Annotated in this window: 21 protein-coding genes and 1 tRNA gene; 17 read left to right on the forward strand and 5 right to left on the reverse strand. The window is 56.4% G+C overall.

The window, feature by feature from the left end; genetic code table 11:
• Positions 1-10 precede the first annotated feature (10 nt).
• Positions 11-874: a LysR family transcriptional regulator gene (locus OCH02_RS19220; protein ID WP_261432562.1), complete on the reverse strand. Its 864-nt coding sequence runs from the start codon at positions 872-874 to the stop codon at positions 11-13.
• A 114-nt stretch (positions 875-988) separates the two neighbouring features.
• Between OCH02_RS19220 and OCH02_RS19225 the strand changes: the two genes are divergently transcribed.
• The gene (locus OCH02_RS19225; RefSeq protein WP_261432563.1) at positions 989-1,747 is read left to right on the forward strand and encodes an SDR family NAD(P)-dependent oxidoreductase; all 759 of its coding nucleotides are present in this window, start codon (positions 989-991) and stop codon (positions 1,745-1,747) included.
• 12 nt (positions 1,748-1,759) lie between these two features.
• Here OCH02_RS19225 and OCH02_RS19230 read toward each other — a convergent pair whose 3' ends face one another.
• Positions 1,760-2,359: an HD domain-containing protein gene (locus OCH02_RS19230; protein WP_261432565.1), complete on the reverse strand. Its 600-nt coding sequence runs from the start codon at positions 2,357-2,359 to the stop codon at positions 1,760-1,762.
• Between the two features lie 111 nt (positions 2,360-2,470).
• On the opposite strand from OCH02_RS19230, the gene OCH02_RS19235 reads away from it, so the two are divergent.
• From OCH02_RS19235 to dppF, 13 genes are all read left to right on the forward strand, one after another.
• Entirely contained in the window at positions 2,471-2,935 is a 465-nt protein-coding gene (locus tag OCH02_RS19235; RefSeq protein ID WP_261432566.1) for a MarR family winged helix-turn-helix transcriptional regulator, read from the forward strand.
• Positions 2,936-3,091: 156 nt separating this feature from the next.
• Entirely contained in the window at positions 3,092-3,517 is a 426-nt protein-coding gene (locus OCH02_RS19240) for an organic hydroperoxide resistance protein (RefSeq protein WP_004934114.1), read from the forward strand.
• A 224-nt stretch (positions 3,518-3,741) separates the two neighbouring features.
• Entirely contained in the window at positions 3,742-5,436 is a 1,695-nt protein-coding gene (eptB, locus tag OCH02_RS19245; protein ID WP_261432567.1) for a kdo(2)-lipid A phosphoethanolamine 7''-transferase, read from the forward strand.
• Positions 5,437-5,553: 117 nt separating this feature from the next.
• Positions 5,554-6,144 carry a transcriptional regulator UhpA gene (gene uhpA / locus OCH02_RS19250; protein WP_017891232.1) on the forward strand — a complete coding sequence of 197 codons (591 nt, stop codon included), beginning with the start codon at positions 5,554-5,556 and terminating at the stop codon, positions 6,142-6,144.
• Positions 6,144-7,685 carry a signal transduction histidine-protein kinase/phosphatase UhpB gene (gene uhpB, locus OCH02_RS19255; protein ID WP_261432667.1) on the forward strand — a complete coding sequence of 514 codons (1,542 nt, stop codon included), beginning with the start codon at positions 6,144-6,146 and terminating at the stop codon, positions 7,683-7,685. Before uhpA ends, uhpB begins: the two co-directional genes overlap by 1 nt.
• Positions 7,686-7,779: 94 nt before the next feature.
• A complete protein-coding gene (locus tag OCH02_RS19260) occupies positions 7,780-9,111 on the forward strand; it encodes an MFS transporter (RefSeq protein ID WP_261152920.1) in 1,332 nt (443 codons plus the stop codon).
• 120 nt (positions 9,112-9,231) lie between these two features.
• Positions 9,232-9,308 (forward strand) — tRNA-Pro (locus tag OCH02_RS19265).
• A gap of 436 nt (positions 9,309-9,744) precedes the next feature.
• Positions 9,745-11,436 (forward strand): glycosyl hydrolase family 18 protein, encoded by a 1,692-nt coding sequence (locus tag OCH02_RS19270; protein ID WP_261432568.1) that lies wholly within the window; start codon positions 9,745-9,747, stop codon positions 11,434-11,436.
• A gap of 601 nt (positions 11,437-12,037) precedes the next feature.
• On the forward strand, positions 12,038-13,645 hold the full coding sequence (dppA, locus tag OCH02_RS19275) for a dipeptide ABC transporter periplasmic-binding protein DppA (RefSeq protein ID WP_261432569.1): 1,608 nt from the start codon (positions 12,038-12,040) through the stop codon (positions 13,643-13,645).
• A gap of 142 nt (positions 13,646-13,787) precedes the next feature.
• The gene (gene dppB, locus OCH02_RS19280) at positions 13,788-14,807 is read left to right on the forward strand and encodes a dipeptide ABC transporter permease DppB (protein WP_153858669.1); all 1,020 of its coding nucleotides are present in this window, start codon (positions 13,788-13,790) and stop codon (positions 14,805-14,807) included.
• Positions 14,808-14,818: 11 nt separating this feature from the next.
• On the forward strand, positions 14,819-15,721 hold the full coding sequence (gene dppC, locus OCH02_RS19285) for a dipeptide ABC transporter permease DppC (protein ID WP_261432570.1): 903 nt from the start codon (positions 14,819-14,821) through the stop codon (positions 15,719-15,721).
• 14 nt (positions 15,722-15,735) lie between these two features.
• A complete protein-coding gene (gene dppD, locus OCH02_RS19290; RefSeq protein WP_261092993.1) occupies positions 15,736-16,716 on the forward strand; it encodes a dipeptide ABC transporter ATP-binding protein in 981 nt (326 codons plus the stop codon).
• Entirely contained in the window at positions 16,713-17,702 is a 990-nt protein-coding gene (gene dppF, locus OCH02_RS19295; RefSeq protein WP_012004614.1) for a dipeptide ABC transporter ATP-binding subunit DppF, read from the forward strand. The genes dppD and dppF overlap by 4 nt, the downstream gene beginning before the upstream one ends.
• Before the next feature lie 278 nt (positions 17,703-17,980).
• Here the strand turns inward: dppF and bcsG are convergent, their stop codons facing one another.
• The 3 genes from bcsG to bcsE are packed head-to-tail and all read right to left on the reverse strand — an operon-like array spanning position 17,981 to position 21,387.
• Positions 17,981-19,633, reverse strand: coding sequence for a cellulose biosynthesis protein BcsG (gene bcsG, locus OCH02_RS19300; RefSeq protein ID WP_261432571.1), 1,653 nt, complete (start codon positions 19,631-19,633; stop codon positions 17,981-17,983).
• Positions 19,617-19,832: a cellulose biosynthesis protein BcsF gene (gene bcsF / locus OCH02_RS19305; protein WP_017891241.1), complete on the reverse strand. Its 216-nt coding sequence runs from the start codon at positions 19,830-19,832 to the stop codon at positions 19,617-19,619. The genes bcsG and bcsF overlap by 17 nt, the downstream gene beginning before the upstream one ends.
• A complete protein-coding gene (gene bcsE, locus OCH02_RS19310) occupies positions 19,819-21,387 on the reverse strand; it encodes a cellulose biosynthesis protein BcsE (protein WP_261432573.1) in 1,569 nt (522 codons plus the stop codon). The genes bcsF and bcsE overlap by 14 nt, the downstream gene beginning before the upstream one ends.
• A gap of 199 nt (positions 21,388-21,586) precedes the next feature.
• Between bcsE and bcsR the strand changes: the two genes are divergently transcribed.
• The 3 genes from bcsR to bcsA are packed head-to-tail and all read left to right on the forward strand — an operon-like array spanning position 21,587 to position 25,119.
• The gene (gene bcsR / locus OCH02_RS19315; RefSeq protein WP_174354730.1) at positions 21,587-21,778 is read left to right on the forward strand and encodes a cellulose biosynthesis protein BcsR; all 192 of its coding nucleotides are present in this window, start codon (positions 21,587-21,589) and stop codon (positions 21,776-21,778) included.
• Between the two features lie 3 nt (positions 21,779-21,781).
• The gene (gene bcsQ / locus OCH02_RS19320) at positions 21,782-22,519 is read left to right on the forward strand and encodes a cellulose biosynthesis protein BcsQ (protein WP_261432574.1); all 738 of its coding nucleotides are present in this window, start codon (positions 21,782-21,784) and stop codon (positions 22,517-22,519) included.
• On the forward strand, positions 22,516-25,119 hold the full coding sequence (gene bcsA / locus OCH02_RS19325) for a UDP-forming cellulose synthase catalytic subunit (protein ID WP_261432575.1): 2,604 nt from the start codon (positions 22,516-22,518) through the stop codon (positions 25,117-25,119). Before bcsQ ends, bcsA begins: the two co-directional genes overlap by 4 nt.
• Positions 25,120-25,157: the final 38 nt, after the last annotated feature.

The raw sequence follows: 25,157 nt of genomic DNA on the forward strand, positions 1-25,157 counted from the left end.
GTCTTATGTTTTAGCCTGCCAGTGGGCATTTTTCCCCGATGGTTTCGGCCAGAAAGTTCATTACCGCGCGCACGGCCGTCGAGCGGGCCAAGTCCGGGTAGGTAACCAGCCACAGCTCGCGGGTCGGTGCGGCGATTGGCGTGGGCAGTGTAACCATATCTGGGTCGCCATCGGCAACAAACGTCGGCAATACTACGGCTCCCAGACCCGATCGTGCGGCTTCTTGCAATGAGAACAGATCGCTGGCCTGAAATACCACCGGACGGCCCTGCAACAGCTGTTGCAGCCATTGTTGATGCGGTTGGTTTTGGTAATGGTGATCGTAACCGATGAAGGCCCGCGCCGCCTCCGGCAGGGCAGCGTGCTGCGGCGTGGCATACAGCGCGTAGCGCATCATGCCGATGCGCTGCACCAGCAGGTCCGGTTGTTGTGGACGCACCATACGCACCGCTACTTCGGCATCACCGCGATCCAGTTCGGCGATCGCCGATTCGCCGGAGAGTATCAGCGTAATATGCGGAAAAGTCTGGTGAAATTGCGCAATCTGCGGGGCAATAACCCGCGCGGCAATCGACGGCGGGGCGCTGATACGCACCTGGGTTTGCGGTGTTTCACCAATGCTGCGCGCATGGCGGACTATGGCGTGGCTTTGGTTTTCGATGTCAGTCGCCAGGCCGGCAATCACCTTTCCGTCCTGCGTCAGCGGCGTGCTGCGCGGCAGACGCAGGATCAGCGGCACGCCGAGGGCTTTCTCCAGTGCCGCCACTCGACGCCCTACCGTGGCGTGATCGCAGCCCAGCTCCCGTGCCGCTGCCGACAATGAACCGGTGCGTGCCAGCACCACGAAGTGTTTTAAATCCTGCCAATCGAACATCAGTGAATTCCTGCACAGTATTGCCGCGAGTTTACGGAATATTCACACAGACTGGGACGTGATTCAATGGCGTTATCTTTGTAACCAGATTGAATTATTCAATTAGGATATCTTATGAATTTGCATCTGCAGGGGCGTATCGCGCTGGTGACCGGTGCCAGCGAAGGGATTGGCGCAGGCATGGTTCGGGTATTGGCGGCGCAGGGGGTGATTGTGGTGGCGACGGCGCGCCGGGAAGACCGCTTGCAGACCCTGGCAGATGAAGTTGAGCAAGCCGGTGGCATACGGCCCTGTGTGGCCGTGGCGGATGTCGCTAATACGCAATCGCTCGACGCTATGCTGTCGCAGGTCATGCAGCGCTTCGGGACCATTGATATTGTGATTAATGCGGTCGGCGGGGCTCGCCCAACCACGTTGAGCGAAGGCGATGCCGGTTGGGAAGAAGCCTTTGCCCTTAACTTTACCCCGGCGCGTAGGGTGACTCACGCCTTGCTCCCCCGGATGCTGGCGCAGGGCTGGGGACGGGTGATCAACATCAGTGGCTCGATGGAGCCGCGCAGTTTGAATGCGGCCACCGCCGCCAAGGGGGCGTTGCACCTATGGGCCAAGGGGCTGGCAGGCGACGTGGCGGCGCAAGGCGTTACGGTTAATACGCTGCAGCCCGGGCGAATTAATAGCGAGCAGGTGCGTGAAAAACTGCACCCGACAGAGGCCGCACGCCAGGCATTTATCAAACAGAATATCCCGATTGGCTACTTTGGTGAGCCGGAGGATATGGCCTATCTGGCCGCGTTTCTTTGTTCCCCGCAAGCGCGCTATATCACCGGGGCGGTGATCCCGGTGGATGGCGGTATGCATTATTTTGCGCACTGAAGTGGTTGTCGGCTAAGCCGCATCGCTTTCCCGGTAGCGCCGGCGGGCATGTTCAAACCAGCTTGCCGGGACGTTATGCGGTGGCAATTGCAGCCTTTCCAGCCCCTTTTCGACGATATGATGCGCCTGCTGCCATAGCGTCGGGTCACCTTCGGTCAACACTTCCAGCAGCCGCTGTTTTTCGATCAGGTAGGTTTGGGCGAAATGGCTGTCATAGTCCAGCAGTGAACGGGTGTTGTCGATCAGGTCTGCCAGCTTGATGGTTTTGGCCTGCGGTGAGGCCTTGGCGCTGTGGCGGCGATCGCGGTTTTTACGCTCAAAGCGGTTGCCGTCACCGGTGCCGCTGACGTTGGTCAGCATCGCCACCAGGCTTGCGACCTGCGGGCCAAAATGGCTTTCGATATCGCCAAGAGTGGTGGGTGTATCTTCTACCGTGTCGTGCAGCCAGGCGGCGGCCAGCATTTCTTCGCTGTGCGGCACGCTGCTGACGATTTCCATCACCGCCTGCGGATGAACAATATAAGCGTCATTCGTATATTTTCGGCGCTGATCGATAGCCGCATGTGCCTTGGTAGCGTAGCGGCGCGCGCGCTCTGTCAGAGTGTCTGTCATGTCCTTTCCCTCCACACAGCACCTCGCTGTGGCATCCCCTGCTTTTAACAAGGTAGCATATTGGCCAAAAAATAGTTTGCGATTACATCGCGCACTATCTATATTCAGAACATGAAAATCGAAAACACCGAACAACCCGCGACGAAAAACCTGCTGCTGCTTGACCAGCAACTTTGCTTTGCCCTGTACTCCGCCAACCTGGCGCTGAACAAGGTGTATCGCAAACTGCTGAGCCAGCTTGAACTCACCTATCCGCAATATCTGGTGATGCTGGTGCTGTGGGAGCGGGACGAAATCAGGGTCACGGACATTGGCGAACGGCTATTTCTCGATTCCGCCACCCTGACGCCATTGCTGAAACGCCTGGAGACCGCCGGTTTGTTAGCGCGTTACCGCGCCACCACCGATGAGCGGCAGGTGATTATCGCGTTAACCGACGCCGGTCGTGCATTGAGCGAGAAAGCGCAGTCGGTACCGGAAGCGGTAATGTGCGCTACCGATTGCAGCCTTGACGAAATCGTCAATATCAAACAGCAGTTGGAAAAGCTGCGTGGCAAGCTGATCAACCAGCTTTGATACCCCGTGCCGGACGCAGGATCGGCACGGGTGGACTACACTGGAAGTAAGCGTTAAATATATAGCGTACGATTTAATCGTGAAAGATATACCAATGACGACGTTCCGCCAGCAGGAATTGCCGTCTTGCCTCCAACCAGAAAGAAGGAATGATGTATGTCGATTGAAAAAGTTGTGTACCGTGCTCATGCCACCGCAACCGGTGGTCGCGATGGCCGTGCGACCTCATCTGACGGCGTGTTGGATGTCAAACTGGGCGTGCCGAAAGAAATGGGCGGCGCGGGCGGTGAAGTCACCAACCCGGAACAGTTGTTTGCTGCCGGTTATTCGGCCTGCTTCCTCGGCGCACTGAAGTTTGTCGCGGCGAAAGAAAAAGTGAAGATCCCGGCCGAAGCCAAAATTGACGGCACCGTCGGTATTGGCGAAATCCCCAACGGTTTCGGTATCGAAGTGCAGTTGGATATCTCTCTGCCGGGCATCGAGCGCAGCGTGGCGGAAGACCTGGTGAAAAAAGCCCACGTGGTCTGCCCTTATTCCAACGCCACCCGCGGCAATATTGATGTAACGCTTAACGTTAAGTAAATTTTCGCCGATATCACGGAACAAATGGAGGGTTTCAGCCCTCCATTTCTCGTCTCGCTCCCCTTTATCCTTTGCACAAAAAATGGCAAAAACGCTTATTTTTTGAGAATTCTCTTGATTCTTACCCCAAAAATAGCGCTTATTGCCGATCGGCTGAACCTGCAGCCGCATCGAATGTCTGACAGACTTCAGAACTGTTAAAGCCCCCGGAGCCACCGCGTTACATGAACAAAGTTAAATCGCTATCACAGCAGAATTTATCGTTATTGTTAGCGATCTATATCGGCATCTTTTTGAACCTTTCCGTTTTCTATCGTCGCTTTGATTCGTTTTCGCACGGGATTCAGGGGATTAAGGTTATTTCTGCGGTAACCGAGGTTATCGCCATCGTTCTGTTCACCTTCTTTATTATGCGGCTGGTCTCGCTCGGCGGCCGGCTGTTCTACCGGATTACCGCCTCGCTCTTGGTGCTGATTTCCGTGGCTGCCAGCTATTACATGACGTTTTTCAACGTGGTGATCGGCTACGGCATTGTGGTGTCGGTGATGACCACCGATGTCGACCTGTCGAAAGAAGTGGTCGGAATGCACTTCGTGCTGTGGATGGTGGTGCTCAGCGCATTGCCGCTGCTGTGCATCTGGAAAAACAACCTGCGTTATACCCTGATCGAGCAACTGAAAACGCCCGGACACCGGATAAAACCGCTGGTGGTGCTGGTGGCGGTGGTGGCGCTGGTCTGGCTGCCGCTGCGTATGCTGGATAACGAGCAAAGCGCGCAGGAAAAAATCACCAATGTGGATTTGCCAAGCTACGGTGGCGTGGTCGCACATTCCTATTTGCCATCCAACTGGCTGTCGGCGTTGGGGCTGTTTGCCTACACCCGCTATGACGAAAGTCAGGATCAGGCCAATTTGTTCGACCCGGCCAAGAACTTTACCTATGTGGCACCGGCCGATATCGATGACACCTACGTGGTATTTATCATTGGTGAAACCACGCGCTGGGATCACATGGGCATTCTTGGCTACGACCGTGACACTACGCCACGGCTGTCCAAAGAGAAGAATCTGGTGGCGTTCCGCGGCACCTCTTGTGATACCGCCACCAAACTGTCGTTGCGCTGTATGTTCGTGCGGGAAGGCGGTACGGCAGATAACCCGCAACGGACGCTGAAAGAGCAAAACGTGTTCGCGGTAATGAAAGATCTGGGCTTCACCTCTGAGCTGTTCGCCATGCAGAGTGAGGTTTGGTTCTATAACAACACCGAAGTGAACAACTATTCGTTCCGCGAGATGATCGCTTCCGAAAAGCGCAACGACGGCAAGTCGGTTGACGATATGCTGCTGGTGGATGAAATGAAGGAGTCGCTGGCCCGTTATCCAAAGGGCAAGCATCTGGTGATCCTGCATACCAAAGGCTCACATTATCTCTATTCCCAGCGTTATCCGCGCAGCTACGCGCGCTATCAGCCGGAGTGTATCGGCGTTGACGATTTCTGCTCCAAGGATCAGTTGGTTAACGCCTTCGATAACTCGGTGCTGTATACCGACAGCTTTATCGCCAATGTGATTGACCAGGTGCGCGAGAAGAAGGCCATTGTGTTCTATTCTTCCGATCACGGCGAATCGATAGGCGAGAATTCGCATCTGCATGGTACGCCGCGTGAAATGGCACCGGTGGAGCAGTTCCGCGTGCCAATGATGGTATGGGCATCTGACAAGTTCCTGGAAGACCCACAGCATCGCGGTGCTTTTGAGCAATTGCAGGCGCAGCAGCGGGTTGGCAAGACCCACCGCCATGTCGAACTGTTCGATACCATTCTCGGCTGCCTCGGTTATACCTCGCCGAACGGCGGCATCGTGGCGAAAAACAACTGGTGTAATATTCCGCAGGAAAAAGCGGCTCCGGCCGAGCTGTAACCTCTCCCATACCGGGCGCATTGCGCCCGGTAAAATCTGTTAATACCTTCCTTTCATCAACTAATCCGGCACGGGCTTGCGGTATACTTGCGCACTTTCCTCGGACCGGAGATTTCCATGACCTTGCGCGTGGCGTTTATTGACGATCATGACATTGTGCGATCGGGTTTTGTGCAACTGCTGTCGCTGGAGCCGGATATTCAGGTGGTCGGCGAGTTCAGCAGTGCGGCTCAGGCACGCGCCGGCCTGCCCGGTCTGGAGGCGGAAATCTGCATCTGTGATATTTCGATGCCGGACGGCAGTGGACTGGATCTGTTGGCGGATATTCCCTCGGGTATTCGGGTGGTGATGCTGTCAATGCATGACAACCCGGCGCTGGTGGAGCTGGCGCTGGAGCGAGGTGCCTGCGGGTTCTTGTCCAAACGCTGCAAGCCGGAAGATCTAATCACTGCGGTGCGCACCGTCGCCAGCGGTGGCGTGTATCTGATGCCTGAAATCGCCCAGCAACTGGCACGGGTGAAGGTGGACCCACTGACCCGTCGTGAACGTGAAATCGCACTGTTACTGGCGCAAGGGCAGGAGGTGCGGGAGATTGCTGCTGCGCTGGGTCTGTCACCCAAAACGGTACACGTGCATCGCGCCAATCTGTTCGCCAAGCTGGGTATCAATAACAACGTCGAACTGGCGAAGCGGATGCTGAACCTGTGATGCAACGCTTGATCACCCAACTGGCATTGTTCTTTATCTATGCCACCAGTGCGTTTTGCCTGTGGGGCATTGGCACTGCGCTGATCGACCCGCCGTGGCAGGCGCTGTTGCTGTTCCCGTTTGGTCTGCGTATGGGCATTCTGCTGCAAAGCCCTTACCGCTTCTGGCCTGGCATCCTGCTGGCCGATCTGCTGCTGATGGTGGTGCTGGCCGATCAGTTCGGTTACGGGCCGGCACTGTGGGCTTCGGTGGTGGTGCTGGTGCTGACGGTGTTGCTCAGCCTGGTGGCTTCCCCCTGGCTGCTGCGGCATCAGGAAAGCGACAGCGAATGGCAATGGCCGTTGATGCAGGGTGCTGTGGTGGCGGTGGCCGCGTTGCTGCAGGCGTTGGTGTGGCAGTTAGTGAACGGTGAGGGGGCCAGAGCCCTGTTGCTGGGGTTGGCGGGGGGATTCACCATTGCACCAACCTGTCTGCTGCTGTGGCACTATCTGGCGCGGCAGATCTGGGTGCCGCTTGAACCGGGCCTGATCCATAAGCCGGTGACGCTACGGCTGCGCCATTTGGCCAGTTATTTACTGCTGTTTGCGCTCAGTATCTGGCTGCAACAGCAGGTCAATGCCGCCGAACTGCGCCGTTTTGCCCCCTTTTGTCTGGCTATTCCGATTGTCTTTATGTCCTATCGCTACGGTTGGCAGGGCGCGCTGTTGGCAACCTTGCTCAATGGTGTGGTGCTGGTGGCCAACGAGCCGCCCCAACCCGAATCTCACCGTGATTTGCTGCTGTCGCTGCTGGCCCAGAGCCTGACCGGTCTGCTGCTCGGCGCGGGTATTCAACGCCAGCGCGAGCTGAACCAGCAACTGCGACTGCGGCTGACGGAAAACCGCCAACTGGCGCGCGCGCTGGTCACGGCAGAAGAACAGACCCGGCGCGAGGTGGCGCGGGAGCTGCATGATGAGGTCGGTCAAACCATCACCGTGATCCGCACCCAGGCCAGTATTATCAAGCGTTTGGCACCACAACCACAGGTGGTGGGCTGCGCCGAGGCGATAGATACCCTGGCGCTACGGGTGTATGACGGCGTGCATGATGTGCTGACCCAGCTGTGGCCGGCTGCGCTGAATAATTTGCCGCTGTCGGCGGCGGTGGCGGCGATGCTGCGTGAAGCATTACCGCAGGATACGTCGCTGGTGAGCGTGATGCAGTGGCAGGTGCCGGATGAACTGCTGGATGAAACGCTGAAAATTACTCTGTATCGGGTCTGTCAGGAAGGGGTGACCAATGTCTGTCGTCACGCCGCCGCCAGCCGGATTGAGCTGGATGCACGCCTTCGCCGGCGCAAAGGGCGCTTGCCGCAGGTACTGTTGACCATTCGCGATAACGGCGTCGGTATCGATTTGGCCCATCATGAGCCGGGTTATGGCCTGCGCGGCATGCAGGAGCGCATCAGCGCACTGGGCGGCCGCCTGCGGCTGACGTCGGAGAATGGCACCTGTTTGAATGTGATCTTACCCACAGTTTCATCGGCGGAAGGGCCAAACTAGGAAATACTCCTAGCCGCGTCGGGAATCCGGCGTAAGTCATTTTCGCGCGCGCGCAGCATGATAGCGGCACTTTTCATATTCTCTGAGGTTTCACATGTGGTCTTTCCTTAAAAGCCGCGATGATGTGCCGCCGGTTACCGATCAAAAACAGATCGATGCCAGCTATAAATACTGGCGCATCCAGCTGATGTGGACGATGTACATCGGCTATGCCGCGTTTTACTTCACGCGCAAAAGCTTCAACTTCATTATGCCGGCGATGCTGAGCGATCTTGGCCTGACGATGTCTGACGTCGGCATCCTCGGTACGCTGTTCTACATCACTTACGGCTGCTCGAAGTTTATCTCAGGCATGATCAGCGATCGTTCCAACCCGCGCTATTTTATGGGGTTGGGTCTGATTATGACCGGCATACTCAATATCTTCTTCGGCCTCAGTTCTTCGCTGTTGATGCTGGGGACGCTATGGATCCTCAACGCCTTCTTCCAGGGCTGGGGCTGGCCGCCATGTTCAAAAATCCTCACAAGCTGGTACTCGCGTTCCGAGCGCGGCGGTTGGTGGGCGATCTGGAATACATCGCATAACTTTGGCGGAGCGCTTATCCCTCTGCTGGTCGGTTTTATCTCGCTGCACTTCAGCTGGCGTTACGGCATGATTATTCCGGGCATTATCGGCGTGGTGTTGGGCCTGCTGATGTGTTGGCGTCTGCGTGACAAGCCGTCCACCATGGGGCTGCCCAGCGTGGGCAAATGGCGTAACGACGCCATGGAACTGGTGCAGGAATCGGAAGGCCAGGGGCTGACCAACCGCGAAATCATCAAACGCTATGTGTTGACCAACAAGTACATCTGGCTGTTGGCGATATCCTACGTGCTGGTGTACATCGTGCGTACGGCCATCAACGACTGGGGTAACCTGTACCTGACCCAGGAAAAGGGCTATTCGCTGATGACCGCCAACTCGGCGATCTCGCTATTCGAAGTGGGCGGCTTTATTGGTTCGCTGGTGGCCGGTTGGGGTTCTGACAAGCTGTTCCGCGGTAATCGTGGGCCAATGAACCTGATCTTCGCCATCGGGATTTTCCTGTCGGTCGCGGCGCTGTGGATCATGCCGGGTATCACTTTCCTGCTGCAGGCGGCCTGCTTCTTTGCGATCGGTTTCTTCATCTTTGGCCCGCAGATGCTGATCGGCATGGCAGCGGCCGAATGTTCGCACAAGGATGCTGCCGGGGCGGCAACCGGTTTTGTCGGCCTGTTTGCTTACCTGGGGGCGGCGTTGTCCGGCTACCCGATTGCCCGCATCATGGAAATCTGGCACTGGAACGGTTTCTTCGTGGTGATCTCGATCGCCGCCTGTTTGTCCGCGTTGTTCCTGCTGCCGTTCTTGCGCGCTCAATCACCGGCGCTGAAAACTGCGAAGGCATGATGAAAAAGCGTGCTGCAGGCTGCTGTAGCGCGCTTTATGCCGCTTTTATCGCCACTTGATTGGCCGGGACGAGAAAGTGATTGACGCGTAATATCGTCAGCAGTAAGATGCGCCCCGCATCGGCGAGTAGCGCAGCTTGGTAGCGCAACTGGTTTGGGACCAGTGGGTCGGAGGTTCGAATCCTCTCTCGCCGACCACATTCAAGAAAACCCGCTTTTTAGCGGGTTTTTTTACGCCTGTAGCTTTGTCGAACAGTGCTCAATCTGAGCTGACTTACTGTCGAAGGCAGTGTTAGCGTGAACGCCTTGTTACGGCAATGAGCACTGTGATAAATATTTATCCTTCCTCAGTAATAAATTCACTCTCCTTATATCTGACCACTTCCAAAACGCATGTTTAAATAAATTCACTGTTGCATAATAAAACCCAGTTGATAGTGCTCTTGTTTTAAGGGGTATTTTATCTATAGTCTGAATACACAACGCGAGAGTAATTATTCCCGCCGCGTGAAAAGACGAGTGACTATTTATTTACTTTAATCGGCCAGGATTGTTGCAGAATTATTCTGCTCCGATAATCGGCGGCCGTCATTAAATATTTTACGTTTATCCTCTCGGAATAAAGGAATCAGTTATGCGCAAATTTAATAAACCGCTGTTGGCGTTGTTGATCGGCAGCACGCTGTGCTCTGCGGCGCAGGCCGCTGCTCCAGGCAAGCCTACGTTGGCCTGGGGCAATACCAAGTTCGCTATTGTCGAAGTCGATCAAGCGGCGACGGCTTATAATAATCTGGTGAAGGTAAAAGATGCCGCCGACGTTTCTGTTTCATGGAATTTATGGAATGGCGATGCCGGTACTACGGCAAAAGTATTATTAAATGGAAAACAAGTCTGGAGCGGTGCCTCAACCGGCGCTTCGGGCACGGCAAACTTTAAGGTTAATAAAGGTGGCCGTTATCAAATGCAGGTGGCGTTATGTAATGCCGACGGTTGTACCGCCAGCGATGCCACCGAAATTGTCGTGGCGGATACCGATGGTAGCCATTTGGCACCGTTAAAAGAACCGCTGCTGGAAAAGAATAAGCCTTATAAACAAGACTCCGGCAAGGTTGTCGGTTCTTATTTTGTTGAATGGGGCGTCTACGGCCGCAATTTCACCGTTGATAAACTGCCGGCGCAGAACCTGACGCATCTGCTGTATGGCTTTATTCCGATCTGCGGCGGTGACGGCATCAACGACAGCCTGAAAGAGATCGAGGGCAGTTTCCAGGCGCTGCAACGCTCTTGCCAGGGCCGTGAAGACTTCAAGGTGTCAATCCACGATCCGTTCGCCGCGTTGCAGAAAGGGCAAAAAGGCGTGACCGCCTGGGACGCCCCCTACAAAGGCAACTTTGGCCAGTTGATGGCGCTGAAGCAGGCGCGTCCGGACCTGAAAATCCTGCCGTCGATTGGCGGCTGGACCTTGTCCGACCCGTTCTTCTTTATGGGTGACAAGGTCAAGCGCGATCGTTTCGTCGGTTCGGTGAAAGAATTCCTGCAAACCTGGAAGTTCTTTGACGGCGTGGATATCGACTGGGAATTCCCGGGCGGACAGGGCGCTAACCCGAAACTGGGCAACGCGCAGGATGGCGCGACCTATGTGCAATTGATGAAAGAACTGCGGGCGATGCTGGATCAGCTTTCCGCAGAAACCGGTCGCAAGTATGAACTGACCTCTGCGATCAGCGCCGGCAAGGACAAAATCGACAAGGTGGACTACAACACTGCGCAGAACTCGATGGATCACATCTTCCTGATGAGCTACGACTTCTATGGCGCGTTCGATCTGAAAAACCTGGGCCACCAGACGGCACTGAAAGCGCCGTCCTGGAAACCGGATACGGCATATACCACGGTGAATGGCGTCAATGCGCTGCTGACGCAGGGGGTGAAGCCGGGCAAAATCGTGGTGGGTACTGCCATGTACGGCCGTGGCTGGACCGGTGTTAACGGCTACCAGAACAACATTCCGTTTACCGGTACCGCGACAGGCCCGGTGAAAGGCACCTGGGAAAATGGCATCGTCGATTACCGCCAAATCGCCAATGAGTTTATGAGCGGTGAATGGCAGTACAGCTACGACGCCACTGCCGAAGCCCCTTATGTGTTCAAACCTTCCACCGGCGACTTGATCACCTTTGACGATGCCCGCTCGGTACAGGCGAAGGGCAAGTACGTGCTGGATAAGCAGTTGGGTGGGTTGTTCTCCTGGGAAATCGACGCTGATAACGGCGATATTCTGAACAATATGAATAGCAGCCTGGGCAACAGCGCTGGCACGCAATAAATCGGTTGTAGCACGTTGCCGGGGGATATCCTTTTGCCCCCGGCTTTTTAACAGACGAAAGTTTTTTTACGGTGAATAGATTGTGGCGTCACCCGGCTAAAAAATACGCTAACGCCTCACCCTTTCGGGTAACAGGACAGCATTTCGTCCTGTCTTATACGGCGATCACAAAAATAACCGTTCAGATATTCATCATTCAACAACAAACTTTTTTGGTTTTTTATCGGAGTTAAACACCAGCAACTTTCTGCAACGCAGCTAATCGAGCTAAAAATGACCGCATAGCATAAGTTTTCATGCTGCATCTGTTAAAGAAAGGTTTTTTTTATGTTTGTTTGCTGTTTCTCACAGTCTGTGTAAATCCCCACTGGTTATATTGACGACACCCCAAACAGTTGGCAATTTGGTAGCCTCAGGGGTAAGAGCGAGAGTTGTTTGAGTGAATTCCACGCGCTCAGACGCCCCCACCGGATGCGTTCCCCCGGCTCTCTTGCGCAATTATCCCTCCCAGCCTTCGGGCACCGACTGCACAGGCCGCGCAATAAAAAATACAGGCTCTGGCGGTAATACACACATCACATCACATAATGGAGCACTAGCGATGACAAGTTCCTTGGGAAAAACAGGGATTCTGAAATTCGGTATTGGGCTGATTGCGTTGACCGTTGCGGCCAGCGTGCAAGCCAAGACTCTGGTTTACTGTTCTGAGGGTTCCCCGGAAGGGTTCAACCCGCAGTTGTTTACCTCGGGCACGACCTATGACGCCAGCTCGGTCCCTATTTACAACCGTCTGGTCGAATTCAAAATCGGCACCACCGAGCTGCAGCCTGGCCTGGCTGAAAAATGGGATGTCAGCGAAGACGGCAAAATCTACACCTTCCACCTGCGTAAAGGCGTGAAGTGGCAGAGCAGCAAAGACTTCAAACCGACCCGTGATTTCAACGCCGACGACGTGGTGTTCTCCTTTGAACGCCAGTTAGACGCCAACAATGCCTATCACAAAGTCTCCGGCGGCAGCTATGAGTACTTTGAAGGCATGGACATGCCGAAGCTGATCGCCAAAATCGAGAAAGTGGACGACTACACCGTACGCTTTGTGCTGACCCGTCCTGAGGCACCATTTGTCGCTGACCTGGGCATGGACTTCGCTTCTATCCTGTCTGCTGAATACGCGGACGTGATGATGAAAGCCGGCACCCCGGAGAAAATTGACCTGAACCCAATCGGCACCGGTCCGTTCCAACTGCTGCAATACCAGAAAGACTCCAAAATTCTCTACAAGGCGTTTGACGGTTTCTGGGGCACCAAACCGAAGATCGACCGTTTAGTGTTCTCCATCACGCCTGACGCTTCAGTGCGTTACGCCAAACTGCAGAAAAACGAATGCCAGGTGATGCCGTATCCGAACCCGGCTGACATCGCGCGCATGAAGCAGGATAAAACCATCAATCTGATGGAACAACCGGGGCTGAACGTCGGTTACCTGTCATTCAACGTTGAGAAAAAACCGCTGGATAACCTGAAGGTGCGCCAGGCGTTAACTATGGCGGTCAACAAGCAGGCGATCATCGATGCGGTGTACCAGGGTGCAGGCCAGGCGGCCAAGAACCTGATCCCACCGACCATGTGGGGCTATAACGATGCGGTGAAAGACTACGCTTACGATCCGGCCAAGGCGAAAGAACTGCTGAAAGAAGCGGGCATGGCAGACGGTTTCTCCATCGACCTGTGGGCAATGCCGGTACAGCGTCCGTACAACCCGAACGCGCGCCGCATGGCGGAAATGATCCAGTCTGACTGGGCGAAAATCGGCGTGAAAGCCAAAATCGTAACCTATGAGTGGGGCGAATACCTCAAGCGCGCCAAAGCGGGCGAGCATCAGACGGTGATGATGGGCTGGACCGGTGACAATGGGGACCCGGACAACTTCTTCGCCACGCTGTTTAGCTGCGCCGCGGCCAAAGACGGTTCCAACTATTCTCGCTGGTGCTACAAGCCGTTTGAAGATCTCATTCAACCGGCGCGCGCCGAATCGAACCACGACAAACGCATAGAACTGTACAAACAGGCCCAGGTAGTGATGCACGATCAGGCTCCGGCGCTGATTGTTGCCCACTCCACCGTTTATGAGCCAGTGCGTAAGGAAGTGAAGGGCTACGTCGTGGATCCGCTTGGTAAGCATCACTTTGAGAATGTCTCTCTGGATTAATTTCACTACCGGTTAATTCCACGGCCCTCTCTTTAAGGGAGGGCCGTGGTTGCCCGTAGGCAGAGAAACACCAGAAGTGTGTGAGCTTTAATAAGCCTGGCGGACGATGAGCTGCCGGGCATTGATACAGAGAGTTCGGGATATGTTGCAGTTCATACTCCGACGTTTGGGGTTAGTTATCCCAACGTTTATCGGCATCACTTTGCTGACTTTTGCATTCGTCCATATGATCCCCGGCGACCCGGTGACCATCATGGCCGGGGAACGCGGGATCTCCGCAGAACGCCATGCACACCTGATGGCGGAAATGGGGCTGGATAAACCGCTCTATCAACAATATTTCACTTACGTATCCAACGTGTTGCATGGCGACCTGGGTACCTCGCTGAAAAGCCGTATCTCCGTTTGGGAAGAGTTCGTTCCGCGCTTCAAGGCCACCCTGGAGTTGGGCGTCTGCGCGATGATTTTCGCCGTGCTGGTAGGCATTCCGGTTGGGGTGCTGGCGGCGGTCAGGCGAGGCTCAATATTCGATCATACCGCGGTGGGCATATCACTGACCGGCTATTCGATGCCGATTTTCTGGTGGGGCATGATGTTGATCATGCTGGTCTCGGTGCAGCTCAACCTGACGCCGGTATCGGGACGGGTCAGCGATACGGTGTTCCTTGACGATAGCCTGCCGTTGACCGGCTTTATGCTGATCGACACCCTGATCTGGGGCGAACCGGGCGACTTTGCTGACGCCGTGATGCATATGATCCTGCCGGCCATCGTGTTGGGTACCATCCCGTTGGCTGTGATCGTGCGTATGACGCGCTCCTCAATGCTGGAAGTGCTGGGCGAAGATTATATTCGTACCGCGCGCGCCAAGGGCGTGAGCCGTATGCGGGTGATTGTGGTGCATGCGTTGCGTAACGCCTTGCTGCCAGTCGTGACGGTGATCGGCCTGCAGGTCGGTACCATGCTGGCCGGTGCGATCCTGACCGAAACCATCTTCTCCTGGCCGGGCCTGGGGCGTTGGCTGATGGATGCGCTGCAACGTCGCGACTATCCGGTTGTTCAGGGCGGCGTGTTGCTGGTCGCCTGTATGATTATTCTGGTTAACCTGCTGGTAGACGTGCTCTACGGCGTGGTTAACCCGCGTATTCGCCACAAGAAATAAGGGGCGCTCTGATGTCTCAAATCACTGAGTCTGTAGTTAAAGGTGCGCCGAAGCCAATGAGCCCGTTCCAGGAGTTCTGGCACTATTTCAAGCGCAATAAAGGGGCCGTTGTCGGCCTGGTGTATATCGTTCTGATGTTTGTGATTGCCATCGGTGCCGGGGTGCTGGCACCGCATGCGCCGGCGGATCAGTTCCGCGACGCGCTGCTCAAGCCGCCGGTCTGGCAAGACGGCGGCAGTTGGCAATATCTGCTGGGTACCGACGACGTTGGCCGCGATGTGCTGTCGCGCCTGATGTACGGCGCCCGACTGTCACTGTTGGTCGGCTGTCTGGTGGTGGTGCTGTCGCTGATCATGGGCGTGGTGCTGGGCCTGCTGGCCGGTTACTTCGGCGGCGTGGTGGATGCCATCATCATGCGTATCGTCGACATCATGCTGGCGTTGCCCAGCCTGCTGTTGGCGCTGGTATTGGTGGCAATTTTCGGTCCGTCGATCGTCAATGCTTCACTGGCGTTAACCTTCGTCGCCCTGCCGCACTATGTGCGACTGACCCGCGCTGCGGTATTGGTGGAAGTGAACCGCGACTACGTCACCGCTTCACGCGTGGCGGGTGCCGGTGCGATGCGCCAAATGTTTATCAATATTCTGCCAAACTGCCTGGCGCCGCTGATCGTTCAGGCTTCTCTGGGTTTCTCGAACGCTATCCTGGATATGGCCGCTCTCGGCTTCCTGGGTATGGGTGCACAACCGCCAACGCCGGAGTGGGGCACCATGCTCTCCGACGTACTGCAGTTCGCACAAAGCGCCTGGTGGGTCGTGACCTTCCCTGGCGTGGCGATCCTGCTGACGGTGCTTGCATTTAACCTGATGGGGGACGGCTTGCGTGATGCTCTCGACCCCAAACTCAAGCAGTAAAGAGGACGAGAGAGATGGCGTTATTAAATGTAGACAAGCTTTCGGTGCACTTCGGTGACGAAGGCACCCCTTTCCGCGCGGTAGACCGTATCAGTTATAGCGTGGAGCAGGGCCAGGTGGTGGGGATCGTCGGTGAGTCCGGCTCCGGCAAATCCGTCAGCTCGCTGGCGATTATGGGCCTGATCGATTTCCCCGGTAAGGTGATGGCCGAAAAGCTGGAGTTTAACGGCCAGGATCTGCGCAAAATTTCCGAAAAAGAGCGCCGCCAACTGGTGGGCTCGGAAGTGGCAATGATCTTCCAGGATCCGATGACCAGTCTGAACCCGTGTTACACCGTCGGTTTCCAGATTATGGAAGCGCTGAAGGTGCATCAGGGCGGTAACCGTAGTACCCGCCGCCAGCGGGCTATCGATCTGCTGACGCAGGTGGGGATCCCCGATCCGGCCTCGCGTCTGGACGTGTATCCGCACCAGCTTTCCGGTGGGATGAGCCAGCGCGTGATGATCGCCATGGCAATTGCCTGTCGGCCAAAGCTGCTGATTGCCGATGAACCCACTACCGCACTCGACGTAACCATTCAGGCGCAAATTATCGAGCTGCTGCTGGAATTGCAACAGCGTGAGAATATGGCGCTGCTGTTGATTACCCACGACCTGGCGCTGGTGTCTGAGGCTGCGCATCATATTATCGTGATGTATGCCGGTCAGGTGGTGGAATCCGGTAAAGCATCGGAAATCTTCCGCGCACCGCGGCATCCTTATACTCAGGCGCTATTGCGTGCGCTGCCGGAGTTCGCGGCCGACAAGGCGCGCCTGGCTTCGCTGCCGGGCGTGGTACCGGGCAAATATGACCGCCCAAGCGGCTGTTTGCTCAACCCGCGTTGCCCGTACGCCAATGAGCGCTGCCGCGTTGAAGAGCCGGAATTACGCACCATTCCCGGCCGTCAGGTTAAATGTCACACACCGCTGGATGATGCGGGGAGGCCGACCGTATGAGCCAGAACCAACCCTTATTGCAGGCGATTGACCTGAAGAAACACTACCCGGTCAAGAAGGGCATCTTTGCCCCGGAACGGCTGGTTAAAGCGCTGGACGGCGTCTCTTTCACCCTTGAGCGTGGCAAAACGCTGGCGGTGGTGGGTGAGTCCGGCTGTGGCAAGTCAACGCTGGGCCGTTTGTTGACGATGATTGAAGTGCCGACCGGTGGTGAGCTGTACTACCAGGGGCAGGATCTGCTGAAGCCGGACGTCACCGCTGAGAAGCTGCGGCGCCAGAAGATCCAGATTGTGTTCCAGAATCCTTACGGATCGCTCAACCCGCGTAAAAAGGTCGGGCAGATCCTCGAGGAGCCGCTGCAGATCAATACCGGGCTAAACAGCGCGCAACGTCGTGAGAAAGCGCTGGAGATGATGGCCAAGGTCGGCCTGAAAACCGAACATTACGATCGCTACCCGCACATGTTTTCCGGTGGGCAACGCCAGCGTATTGCTATTGCACGTGGGTTGATGCTTAACCCGGACGTAGTGATTGCCGACGAACCTGTCTCCGCTCTCGATGTCTCGGTGCGGGCGCAGGTACTGAATCTGATGATGGATCTGCAGCAGGATTTGGGGCTGTCCTATGTGTTCATCTCGCACGATCTGTCGGTAGTGGAGCATATTGCCGACGAAGTGATGGTGATGTACCTCGGCCGCTGCGTGGAAAAGGGCAGCAAAGATGCCATTTTCAACAACCCGCGTCATCCGTATACCCAGGCGCTGCTGTCCGCGACGCCACGTCTGAATCCGGATATGCGTCGTGAACGCATCAAGCTGACCGGCGAGCTGCCCAGCCCGATGAATCCACCGCCGGGTTGTGCATTCAATGCCCGCTGCCGTCGTGCTTTTGGACCCTGTACCCAGCTGCAGCCGCAGTTAAAGCAATACGGCGAACAGATGGTGGCCTGCTTTGCGGTCGATCAGGATGAAAATCCTGCGGCATAGCTTTGTTATCAATGACGATTAATTTAAATGCCGGCATTTACGCCGGTATTTTTTTTGATTAAAGCCACGGGCCTGTTAATTAGTTTATTGAGCGAATAATTCATTTGTATTAATGGCGCTTATTTCTCTTAACGAAATCCTGACGAAATAATCGTTTGTTAGGAATCTTCGCACGATCATAATAAATGAATCGCTTAAATTTAACGTTGCCTGATACCGGCTATAAAAAAGCACGCCCGAAGGCGTGCTGAGTATTAACGAAAATATTCTTGGGGCATTTACTGGGGGTAAGGCACCCAATCACCGCCGTTCAGGCGGATATACGGTTTACCCTGGTATTGCATCACGATGGCGTTGTCATTTTCCGAAATGACCGCCGTCTGCGGCAGGTTCTGCGTCAGCGCCTGCCAGTCGACGCTCGGGGCGGTGAAAGCTTTGCCGTCGACCAGGCGTGAGACTAGCTCGGAAAGTGCCAGATAGCTGCTCGGTGTCTTAATCTGCAGCGTACTGCCCTGATGCGGCGCTTTCATGCCCACCAGTTTGATGCCCACCGGCGTATGGGTAATGTTCGGGCTTGGGATATCCCGCAGGCCGGACATCTGCATTTTATCGCCCACCAGTGCCGCACCGTGCTCCGGTACAATCACCACCATCACCTTGCGCCCGGATTTCTCCAGTTGGTCAAGGAAGGTATTTAACTGGTCGAACAGCTTCTGCGCCCGTGGCTGATAGTCCGCGCTCTTGTTCGAACCGACGAAGCGGTTGCCGTCGTGCAGCGGAATGACGTTGAAGAAGGTGGCGCTGCGGCCGTCGCCGGCCTTCTGTTGCTGATCCAGCCAGCGGGTGAGCAGTTCCAGATCGTTGAAAATCGGCTCGCCGTCGAACGAGGCCAGCTCATTACCGATACCGGCTTGTGACATCAGCGGCGCTTGCATATCGCCCTGCTCGCGCAGCTCCTTCAGGTAATTGCCGAACACGCCGGAGTGGTCCAGCATCAGCTGTTCTTTGAAGCCCAGCTTGGCGAGATTATCGAACAGATAGCATTGCTGGTTCACCGGCTGATACAGGTCGTGGTGCGAGAGCTGGCCGCAGCTGGCACGCAGCAAGCGTATGGATGCCGGGCCACTGTAGGCGGTCGCCGAGTTGAAGTTGTCGAACATGATGTCCATCTTCGACCACAGTGGGTGGTTCTCCAGTTTCACCGCATCCATGTCTGCCCAGGCCAGCGAACAGATATTGATTACCAACAGGTCGAACGGCTGAGCATCGGCAGGCAGGCTGGCCGGGAAGGCGGTGGCGCGGGCTTTTTCCTTATCGTAAAACTGGTTCAGGTAGGCCGTCAGGTTGGCGCTGGTGGGCGGCGCGCTGTCCGTCGGGGCACCATCACCGCCCGCCGTCGGGGCTGTCGCTGCCGGTGTGCTGCTGGTGGCCGCGGGGCTGCTGGCGGGCAGCAGTGATACTGCCGGGCCGGCAATATTGACCAGGTTCAGCCACACCAGCGCGGCAACGGTGAACACCGTCACCCGTATCCACTGGGATAAAAACAGATAGGCAATCAGCATCACAAAGGCGGCGCCGATCATCTGCCAGTTGATAAAGCGGTTGGTCAGCCCCAGCAGATACTGGGCGCTAAAGCCGGTCAGCTGCGAGCCCTGGCTCATGATGCTGTTGATGCCAGGCAGCCAGGTGTCGTGATAGAACAGCGCGAAACCAATCGGGATTGCCAGATAATGGCGCCAGCGGTGCACGCGCAGCGCCGGTATCGGCATCAACAGAAATGCCATGAACACCAGGTTTGGCAGTGCGTGGAAGTTTAGATAACCGAACCACAGCAGGGCAAACTTGGCCAAAAAGTAGTAGTTCCACCCCCCCAGCCCACGCCAGTAGCGCCACAGGGAGTTATCGGATTGCGGGTTATTTGTTGGCTTCATGGCTGTTTTTACGCTTAATCTGAGATGAAGAACCTTCGCGCACCCATAACCCGGCGGATTTTAAATAGCGCGGTGATAACAACAGGTTTTGCCAGTATTGACGCCAGTGCGGGAAACGCCGATGAAAGGCATAGCCCAGTGGAATAAAAATAATGGCGCACAGGATAATCAACTGCACGATATCGCTAAGATTCAACATGCTTGTTCTCCTGTGCCGTGGTGGTTAGCGTGAAGGCCACCGGCTGACGGCGTTCCTGCGGGCTTTCAGCCTCGACGGCGGTCTGATGTGGCGCTACCGGTGCGGTCGCCGCGGCCAACTGAACAGGTGCGTTGTGCGCCAGTCGTTTGATTTCTGAAATAATATCTACGTCCTGATGCCACACCACCCGGTTGCTGAAGGCTTCATCCACCGGCAGGCGGAAGATAAATTTCAGGGCGGTATCCAAATCGTTAATTCGGCAGGTGGAGAGGAACAGCACCAGGCGGCCTTGCACCACGGTCATTACGTCGCCGAAGCGGCGCAAAAAACACAGGGTCATTGCCTGTTCGGCACGCAGCCCCGGCGCCGGGCGCAGTGCGACCATCACGCCTTTGCCGTCTTCGGGCAACAGCGTGTTGCCCATCAGCGAAATGACCGCCTGGCTAAAATCATCCGGCCGCATGTAGCCTTTCAGCTGCAACGGCCGCAACCCGGCCAGCAGGGCGTCGATATCTGCCGGAACGTGGCGTGAGAAGCGTTGCCCCTGGATGCCTTCAAGCATGGTCAGAAAGCGCGACAGCGGTGCCACGTGCGGCACAATCAGGTTGGCGCCGCAGGCCAACAGCAGGCGTTCGTCGCTGTAACGCAGGCTGGCGCTCATCTCGCGCACCACGATTTTCAGCCCGTTGCCGCGCTGGCGACGCAGGCTGTGGATTTGGTGCGCCAGTGCATCTATCTCATCGCTTTGGTACAGCGCAAAAATCAACGTTGCCGAGAGTGTCAGCATGCCGTGCTGCGCCAGTAGCGCATTGCTTTCCAGCAGTTGCCAGTTGGCCGACAGCGGCGGCGCACCTTCCAGAATGCTCTGTTGGGCCAGATAAAGTCCTTCATCGCTGCGAATGGAGGTTGGCGAGGGTTTGTTGTTGTCATCGTCACCCTGCCAGCCGTTTTCACCGGCATACAACGTCAGCAGTTGGTTGGCATTGATGCCGTTTTCGGTACTCCACCAGTTAACCAAATACTGTGCGCTGTCCTGTTGCCACTGCAGGCTGGACAGGCCGTTAAGGATCCGGTGCTGGGCGCTGAGTTGCCCCTTGAGCTTGTTGACGCCGCCGCCGTGGCTGAGAATCAACAGCGTGCAGCCTTGTTGGCGCAGCCAGATGGCGGTGGCGCGCGTCCATCTGCGCAGTTCTTCACGGGTGAAGGTCTGCCACAAACTGGCGTGGGCCAACAGGATCAATAAGCGGTTTTGGGGTTTTAAGGCGCGCATCAGGTCGTCGCTGAAATGCATCAGCGCGGCTTTTTTTTCCGGCAACTGGTACAGCGGAATTTTTTTCAGGGCCGGGGAGGCCAGCTCGGCCAGCAGTCGGTCAGGTTTATCCCCACTGCAAATCAATGCCACCTGGCTGGTTGCGGCCTGGGCGGCCAGGGTTTGTTGGCAAAGCAGGTTAGCATCGGTCTGACGGTCGATATTCACCCAATACAGCCCCGGGGCCTGCATGACAGACAGTTCTTCCCAAACCTGCCGAATACCTAATGAGAAAGATTGCGCCATAGGTTATGTTTCTACTTTCGTTGAAAGTGTCGTCGCGGCCAACTGAGTATAGCTATTCAGTCATCCTGTTATTGGAAACAATAATAAAAAAGAAAACAATCCTTGTACTAATATTTGTTGAGAATCATCTTATTGGACGTATCTTTTTTTTTGCGTTGCTATAGTTAATTAACATTAGCCTATTTTTAAAGGCGGCAGAATGAATAATCAATTAACGCGCTTTCATGCAGTAGTACCGCCAGAAACACAGGATGATCTGCTGGCCCTCAGCCACGCCTTTTCTTTACCAAAATTAAGTTATATCGATATTTCGCGTCAGGAGCGTTTAACGCAGATGATGACTCGCTGGCCGCTGCTGGCCGAACTCGTGCAGAACACGGGGAGTCGTTAATTTATGCCAGTGATTGCGCTGCAGGGTTTGCGAGGCGGGATGGGCACAACGTCGGTCACCGCGGCGCTTGCGTGGGCATTACAGCAATTGGGCGAGTCGGTGCTGGTCGTCGATTTCGCGCCGGATAACCTGCTGCGTCTGCATTTTAATACGCCGTTTGAGCTGGCGCGCGGCTGGGCCAGAGCGGAGCAGGATGGCGGCGAGTGGCAGCAGGGCGCGATGCGCTACTGCGAAAACCTCGACTTTCTGCCCTTTGGCCAACTCACCGCGGCAGAACGGTTAAATTTACAACAATATTGTCGGCAACATCCCACCCGCTGGCAGGACAATCTGGCGCAGCTAGGCGCCAGTGCGCAGTACAACTGGATCCTGCTGGATTTGCCGACGGATGACCCCCTGTTGGCCGCGCAGGCACTGCCGTTGGCTGACTGCGTATTTATGCTGATCGCCCCGGACGCTAACTGCCAGGTGCGGTTGCATCAACAGGCTTTGCCGGAAGGCTGCCGTTTCCTGATTAACCAATATTTCGCTGCCAGCCAGCTCCAGCAGGATTTGCATCAGCTGTGGTTGCAAACCCTGGGCGGGCTGTTGCCGGTGGTCATCCACCGTGATGAGGCGATGGCCGAGGCGCTGGCGGTAAAGCAGCCGCTGGGCGAGTATCGACCGGAAAGTCTGGCCGCAGATGAAGTGCTGACGCTGGCCAACTGGTGTCTGATCAATCTGAAGGATGCGGCGTCATGAGCCGGGTGATGAGCCTGCTGCTGGTGCCGCCGGTCCAACAGGCGGTGCAGACGCGTTATCGCGCCTATCGTCGCCATGGCTCATCGGCCTTTACCGCCTTTTTCACCACGTTGCTGGTGGCGCTGGGCTGGATTTTCCTGCGTTTTGAATCGCCGGGCTGGCAACGGCTGCGGGCCGGTCGTGCCTATTGGTTCCCGCATCTGTCGTCTAGCCGCCCGCGGCCGGCGGATGTGCTGCGTTATCTGGTGCAGGGATTGTGGTTGTTGGTGTTCCGTACCGATCGCGAGCCGATGAGCCATCAGCGCTTCGCCGGTTGGCAGCGCCTGCAATTGCGCTACGCCAATTGGCTGAACGCTATCCCTCAACGGCTGGAAAATGCCGGGCTTGAGCAACGCTCGGTAGCACGGCTGAGCCGGATGAACCGGCGAGTGCGCCGCGTGCTGTTTATTATTGTCGGCGTATTGGCGGCGATCCTGGCGATCCTGTGTATTTCGCAGCCGTTCGACCTGCCTGCGCAGTTTGTGTTTGTGCTGTTGCTGTGGGGCATCGCCATGGTGGTGCGCCGGATACCGGGCCGCCTGCCGGCGCTGATGTTGATCGTGCTGTCGCTGACCGTGTCCTGCCGCTACCTGTGGTGGCGCTATACCGCCACGCTGAACTGGGACGATCCGCTCAGTCTGACCTGCGGTCTGCTGTTGCTGGTGGCGGAAACCTATGCCTGGGTGGTACTGGTGCTGGGCTATTTCCAGACCGTCTGGCCGCTTAACCGCCAGCCGGTACCGATGCCCGCCGACAGCGCGACCTGGCCGACCCTCGATCTGCTGGTGCCGACCTATAACGAAGACCTGGGGGTCGTGAAGCCCACTATCTACGCCGCGCTGGGCATCGACTGGCCGAAAGAGAAGGTCACCATTTATATCCTCGACGACGGCAATCGCCCTGAGTTCAAGGCCTTTGCCGAAGAGGTGGGGGTGAAATATATTGCCCGGCCAACCCACGAACACGCCAAGGCCGGTAACATCAATAACGCCTTGAAGCAGGCTACCGGTGAGTTTGTGGCGATTTTCGACTGCGACCACGTGCCGACGCGCTCTTTCCTGCAATTGACCATGGGGTGGTTCTTCAAAGACAAAAAGCTGGCGATGCTGCAGACCCCGCATCACTTCTTCTCGCCGGATCCGTTTGAACGTAACCTCGGGCGTTTTCGTCAGACGCCGAACGAAGGCACGCTGTTTTATGGCCTGGTGCAGGATGGCAACGATATGTGGGACGCAACTTTCTTCTGCGGCTCCTGCGCTATCTTGCGGCGCAGTGCGCTGGATGAAATCGGGGGTATTGCGGTGGAAACCGTTACCGAAGACGCCCATACCTCGCTGCGCTTACACCGTCGTGGGCATACCTCGGCCTATATTCGTATCCCGCAGGCGGCGGGGCTGGCGACAGAAAGCCTGTCGGCGCATATTGGGCAGCGTATTCGCTGGGCGCGGGGCATGGTGCAGATCTTCAGACTGGATAACCCGTTGTTCGGCAAGGGACTGAAACTGGCGCAGCGGTTATGTTACGCCAACGCCATGCTGCACTTCCTTTCCGGTATTCCGCGGCTGATCTTTCTCACCGCGCCTTTGGCCTTCCTGCTGCTGCACGCCTATATCATCTTTGCTCCGGCGCTGGCGATCGCGCTGTATGTGCTGCCGCATATGATCCACGCCAGCCTGACCAATTCGCGCATTCAGGGTAAATACCGCCACTCTTTCTGGAGCGAGATCTACGAGACGGTACTGGCCTGGTACATCGCCCGGCCGACCACGGTGGCGCTGTTTAATCCGCACAAGGGCAAATTCAACGTGACCGCCAAAGGCGGGCTGGTGGAGGAAGAGCATGTCGACTGGGTGATTACCCGGCCCTATATGTTCCTGGTGATATTGAACCTGGCTGGATTGGTGTTTGGCGTCTGGCGATTGGGCTACGGCCCGACGGACGAAGTGATGACGGTGATCATCAGCCTGGTGTGGGTCTTGTACAACATGACCATTCTCGGCGGCGCGGTGGCGGTGGCGGTAGAGGCCAAGCAGGTGCGCCAGGCGCACCGGGTGGAGATTGCCATGCCGGCCGCCATTGCCCGTGCCGACGGGCATCTGTTCCCCTGCACGCTGCGTGATTATTCCGACGGTGGGGTGGGGATTGAGATGCGCGTGGCGGACGCGTTGAAAGACGGTGACAAGGTGTCGTTGTTACTCAAGCGCGGCCAGCAGGAATACAGTTTCCCGTGCGTGGTGACGCGCGCTTTCGGCAGCAAGGTGGGCATCCGCATGGTTGGCCTTAGCACCCGTGAACATATTGATTTTATTCAGTGCACCTTTGCCCGCGCCGATACCTGGGCGTTGTGGCAGGACGGCTTCCCTGAAGATAAGCCGATCGAAAGCCTGCGTGACGTTCTGGCGCTGGGCTTCCGGGGTTATATACGTATGGCAGATTACGCACCGCCGTTGGTGCGCCGCTTGTTGGTTGGAACCACGACGCTGATTGGCTGGGTGGTGTCATTTATCCCGCACGGTGTCGGCAGGGCTCCGGCCTTCAGCCAAAAAGAGACAGTGGTATAGGCAAACCGCCCGCTTACTCGCCTGGCCCCCAGGCTCTA

This window comes from Serratia quinivorans (assembly GCF_946227985.1).
GTDB lineage: Bacteria > Pseudomonadota > Gammaproteobacteria > Enterobacterales > Enterobacteriaceae > Serratia > Serratia quinivorans_A.

Coding starts and splice junctions, on each gene's coding strand:
- bcsQ (WP_261432574.1), top strand. CDS start 21,782: ATGCCAGTGATTGCGCTGCAGGGTTTGCGAGGCGGGATGGGCACAACG.
- OCH02_RS19240 (WP_004934114.1), top strand. CDS start 3,092: ATGTCGATTGAAAAAGTTGTGTACCGTGCTCATGCCACCGCAACCGGT.
- bcsG (WP_261432571.1), bottom strand. CDS start 19,633: ATGAAGCCAACAAATAACCCGCAATCCGATAACTCCCTGTGGCGCTAC.
- uhpB (WP_261432667.1), top strand. CDS start 6,144: ATGCAACGCTTGATCACCCAACTGGCATTGTTCTTTATCTATGCCACC.
- bcsE (WP_261432573.1), bottom strand. CDS start 21,387: ATGGCGCAATCTTTCTCATTAGGTATTCGGCAGGTTTGGGAAGAACTG.
- OCH02_RS19225 (WP_261432563.1), top strand. CDS start 989: ATGAATTTGCATCTGCAGGGGCGTATCGCGCTGGTGACCGGTGCCAGC.
- OCH02_RS19230 (WP_261432565.1), bottom strand. CDS start 2,359: ATGACAGACACTCTGACAGAGCGCGCGCGCCGCTACGCTACCAAGGCA.
- eptB (WP_261432567.1), top strand. CDS start 3,742: ATGAACAAAGTTAAATCGCTATCACAGCAGAATTTATCGTTATTGTTA.
- bcsR (WP_174354730.1), top strand. CDS start 21,587: ATGAATAATCAATTAACGCGCTTTCATGCAGTAGTACCGCCAGAAACA.
- OCH02_RS19270 (WP_261432568.1), top strand. CDS start 9,745: ATGCGCAAATTTAATAAACCGCTGTTGGCGTTGTTGATCGGCAGCACG.
- dppF (WP_012004614.1), top strand. CDS start 16,713: ATGAGCCAGAACCAACCCTTATTGCAGGCGATTGACCTGAAGAAACAC.
- bcsF (WP_017891241.1), bottom strand. CDS start 19,832: ATGTTGAATCTTAGCGATATCGTGCAGTTGATTATCCTGTGCGCCATT.
- dppB (WP_153858669.1), top strand. CDS start 13,788: ATGTTGCAGTTCATACTCCGACGTTTGGGGTTAGTTATCCCAACGTTT.
- bcsA (WP_261432575.1), top strand. CDS start 22,516: ATGAGCCGGGTGATGAGCCTGCTGCTGGTGCCGCCGGTCCAACAGGCG.
- dppD (WP_261092993.1), top strand. CDS start 15,736: ATGGCGTTATTAAATGTAGACAAGCTTTCGGTGCACTTCGGTGACGAA.
- dppA (WP_261432569.1), top strand. CDS start 12,038: ATGACAAGTTCCTTGGGAAAAACAGGGATTCTGAAATTCGGTATTGGG.
- uhpA (WP_017891232.1), top strand. CDS start 5,554: ATGACCTTGCGCGTGGCGTTTATTGACGATCATGACATTGTGCGATCG.
- OCH02_RS19220 (WP_261432562.1), bottom strand. CDS start 874: ATGTTCGATTGGCAGGATTTAAAACACTTCGTGGTGCTGGCACGCACC.
- OCH02_RS19260 (WP_261152920.1), top strand. CDS start 7,780: ATGTGGTCTTTCCTTAAAAGCCGCGATGATGTGCCGCCGGTTACCGAT.
- dppC (WP_261432570.1), top strand. CDS start 14,819: ATGTCTCAAATCACTGAGTCTGTAGTTAAAGGTGCGCCGAAGCCAATG.
- OCH02_RS19235 (WP_261432566.1), top strand. CDS start 2,471: ATGAAAATCGAAAACACCGAACAACCCGCGACGAAAAACCTGCTGCTG.